The following is a 3047-nucleotide window of genomic DNA, read 5'->3' as shown; positions in this document are numbered from 1 at the left end:
GTTGAATTTCCTTGTCAGATATAGTGATCAACATCTCTAATTTATATCCAGTCCATGATGGTAAAAACCATCATAAACTAGACATTTTTATTGGTGAGAATATAGACACTTTAAATGGTTTCTAACATACTAGTTTCGCATAACACCCATTATGTTAAATGGAACCTTCTTTAGTTGAATATTCATACTTTCAATGGAGCAAAACTTGCAGAATCTTGTCTAATTTGTAATCCTTGCAGCCAAGGGTGTCTAGCTGAGCTAAGGCAGGTATTTGTTGTAGTCGGGCCGCTATAATATTGATAAAGAGCGCCTGTATGTTTAATTTCAAGATTTTTAATAAAGTCTCTACGGAAGTGTTGACGATAAAAAATGACCTTCAGCTTAATTCTGAAATTCAACTTATAACAAAATATAAGACCTCTACTTCTGAAGATTATAAAAAAGCAATTATTTTGATCTTTAAAGAACGTGGTTATTCAGCTTTAGAGATTGGTCAACTATTGGAAAATTAAAGTAAAAGATTTATTCTGATCAGATAGGCACCCTTATTTAAAGGTGCCTATTCATTTTAGAAATTCTTAAATTTCAATCTGACTACCTAGCTCTATCACCCGGTTAGAAGGGATTTTATAAAAATCACTGACAGGGCTGGTATTTTTTTGCATTGCGACAAATAACTTTTCACGCCATGTAGACATCTTGCTGGACAGACTTGGAATTAATCTTTCTCTAGAAACAAAGAAGCTGATATTCATTAAGTCATACTCAAGATCCAGTACTGAAAAAGCTTGTTTCAATGAATGAGGCACATTAGGCTCTTCTTTAAATCCATAATGGATCGTTATTCTGAAAAAACCATTCTCTAGTACTTCAGTAACGATTCGCTTAGCTTCATCAACATACGGGATTTCAGAAGTCTTGATTGTCACCAAAAAATTACGTTCATGCAGAACTTTATTATGCTTTAAATTATGTAAAAGCGCATGGGGTACGACTTGAGGCGTTCCAGTTAAAAATACGGCATTTCCACTCACTTTCTGACCTGTCTGTTCAAGGTGCTCAAGAAACACATTCAGTGGAAGCGTGTCCTTCTGCAGTTTGTCCTGAAGAATCTCTCTGCCTTTTTTCCAGGTCATCATGAGGGTAAAAACAATAACCGCAATAACGACTGGTACCCAGCCTCCAATCAGTACTTTTAATAGGTTTGAACTCAGCAAAACCAGATCAATAAAGGCGAATGGAATAATGAACAGTAAGACTTTCCATGTTTTCCATTTCCAGTAACTATAAGCCAGAAAAGCTACTAACAGTGTGTCACAGAACATGGTCACAGTGACGGCTAGACCATAAGCACCTGCCAACTTGCTGCTACTTTCAAATATTAAGATCAAGATGGTGATAGAGATAAACAGGAGCCAGTTCAGTAATGGAATATAAATTTGTCCAATTTCCGAAGCGGAGGTATGTAAAACTGTAAGCCTAGGTAGATATCCCAACTGTATTGCCTGTTTAGCCATAGAGAATACCCCACTGATTAAAGCCTGTGAGGCAATCACTGCAGCTGCAGTAGCCAGAATAATCATAGGATATAGAAGGGCTGAAGGCAGAAGCAGGTAAAAAGGATTGGTGATAGCCGAAGGATCTCTTAACAGTAATGCTCCTTGTCCAGCATAATTCAGCATCAGACATGGCAGTACAATTAAAAACCAGCCTAACTTGATCGGTAAAATACCAAAATGTCCCATATCCGCATATAAGGCTTCACCACCTGTTACTGTTAAAACCACAGCTCCCATCACAAAAAATGAAATAAGAGGATTGTTAATAACGAATAAAAAAGCCCAGTGTGGGCTGAATAATGCAAGAACAAATGGACTTTGAATAATACTCATAATGCCAATGGCACCAATAGATAGGAACCATAACAGGGTAATAGGACCAAAAAACTTCCCCATCATTGCAGTCCCATGTTTTTGAACGGCAAAGAGAGCTATAAGAATTCCAATACTGATTGGAATAATGAAGCGATCAAATGACGGGGCAGCAACAGAAAGTCCCTCAACTGCAGATAAAACAGAAATAGCAGGGGTGATGATACCGTCACCGAAGAATAAGGATGCTCCAATGAAACCTAAGATAATGATTGCCAGTCTTTTTCCACGGGACAATCCTTTTTGCCTAAGGTTTAAGGCGAGTAATGCCATGATACCCCCTTCACCATTGTTATCAGCTCTCATGATCACCAAAACATATTTAAGCGAAACAATTAAGGTAATGGTCCAAAAGATTAAAGAGAGAATTCCCAGGATATTAAGTTCATTAATAGGTAGCCCGCGTGTCGCATGAAAGCTTTCTTTTAATGCATATAATGGACTCGTTCCTATATCGCCGAATACTACTCCTAGTGCAGCCAGTGTTAATGCTGGTACTGCCGGCTTACTCACATTACTTTGCATATATTTGATTTACAAAATTGGGGAGCCTCGAATTTTATCATCTGGCTTCTCATGAAATTGCCTTGTACATAAAAACCCATACTTTCTTAGAGTGTTATAGTTTTTCTAGCTAAGCCTGCACTATATAGGTGCTATTTCACTTACAAGTAATCCAAAAATATATGATTCTTTAATAGATAATTTTAAGTTTTTTCTAAAATTAACATAATACACCTTATACGAAATGTGTTATAATTCTCTTGAAAATTCAACGCTGTAGTTCCTAGTTGATAGCCCGAACATCCCTGTTCGGGCTTTTTTTATGATTTTTCACGTTCCACGCCTATTCTTTGACCAATGTTTCACGACTTTGTTCATATTAGTTAAACAATCGTGGTTAATCAGGCACTGTTGCAAATAGAGATTTGAGTCGATGATGTTTCCTTTAAAAAGTACTTAGAGACCGAAAACCCTGTTGATTAGACACACTTCACCCTGAGGCTGACCATAATAAAATGACGATGCTTGTCCTTTACGTAGTGCACGCATGACTTCAATACCTTTAATTGTGGCATAAGCCGTCTTCATAGATTTGAATCCTAATGTGGCCCT

2 protein-coding genes and 1 pseudogene are annotated in these 3047 nt (G+C 37.2%); 1 reads left to right on the top strand and 2 read right to left on the bottom strand.

The genetic code is table 11. The features are described 5' to 3' along the window. Positions 1-314: 314 nt before the first annotated feature. Positions 315-512, top strand: coding sequence for a hypothetical protein (locus tag ACEWB7_RS17070; protein ID WP_004282105.1), 198 nt, complete (start codon positions 315-317; stop codon positions 510-512). Positions 513-578: 66 nt separating this feature from the next. Here the strand turns inward: ACEWB7_RS17070 and ACEWB7_RS17065 are convergent, their stop codons facing one another. Continuing rightward, complete coding sequence (locus ACEWB7_RS17065) at positions 579-2456, bottom strand: potassium transporter Kup (RefSeq protein ID WP_121595056.1); 1878 nt, start codon at positions 2454-2456, stop codon at positions 579-581. Between the two features lie 435 nt (positions 2457-2891). Next, positions 2892-3047: pseudogene (locus tag ACEWB7_RS17060) on the bottom strand (IS6 family transposase); the annotation flags it as partial.

The organism is Acinetobacter sp. NIOH-H-8 (assembly GCF_046635365.1).
Lineage (GTDB): Bacteria > Pseudomonadota > Gammaproteobacteria > Pseudomonadales > Moraxellaceae > Acinetobacter.
The sequence above is the reverse complement of the archived record's forward strand: the minus strand, read 5'-3'. Positions and strand labels throughout refer to the sequence as shown.